Source organism: Vibrio sp. 1249-1, from assembly GCF_033340495.1.
Genome location: NZ_JAWOWJ010000347.1, coordinates 1 through 826 on the forward strand (window position 1 = coordinate 1; position 826 = coordinate 826).

Annotated in this window: 1 protein-coding gene; it reads right to left on the reverse strand. The window is 46.2% G+C overall.

The features are described 5' to 3' along the window. Nucleotides 1-826, reverse strand: an 826-nt coding sequence (locus tag R7Z50_RS26280) for an RNB domain-containing ribonuclease (protein WP_318149582.1), incomplete at both ends; no start/stop codon positions are given.

The following is an 826-nucleotide window of genomic DNA, read 5'->3' on the forward strand; positions in this document are numbered from 1 at the left end:
TCACTGTTACGGTGCAGCAGATTGCTGGGCGGATTTCGCCTTCAATTAGAGAGCATAGATTGTCCGCTAGGTCGCGAGGTAACATCGGGATGTTACGGCCTGGTAGATAAATGGTGTAACCACGTTCACGCGCGACTTTATCCATTTCGTCTTCAGGTGTGATGTACGCCGTTGGGTCAGCAATCGCGATAGTTAACTCAAAATCACCAGATTCGGTTTTCTTCGCGTACAACGCGTCATCCATATCTTTGGTTGATTCACCATCGATTGTGACGAAAGGAACATGTGTCATGTCGATGCGCTCTAGATCGGCGTCATCTTTTAATTCCCAGTTCTCAATGCCAGCAGGTTCTGAGTTTGGTAGATCGTTTTGCGCTAGCGTTACCCACCACGGTGCGATTTTGTCGTCAGCGTCAGTGATTTTCTCTGAAATTTCAACGAAGAACGTGTTGTCGCCTTTTAGCGGGTGACGAACAAGATGTGCTACAACCCAATCACCTTCTGCGAAGTTGTCAGGCTTTAAACCTTTCTTCAGTTTCGCTTTTAGAGACAATTTCTTTAGTTGAGGATGGTCAGGCACGACATTTAGCTTGCCTTTGAACATCTTTACTCGACCGATAAAGCGAGTAAGAGATTGTTCGATCAGCTCTTGTGGTTCTGCGACTTCACGTTCATTTTCAGTACGGATGATGGCCACGACTTTGTCGCCGTGAATGCACTTTTTCATGTACGCTGGTGGGATGAAGAAGCTGGTCTTGCTGTCCACTTCCAGGAAACCAAAGCCTTTATCTGTTGCTTTGATTGAACCTTCTTTTTTAGGCAGGTT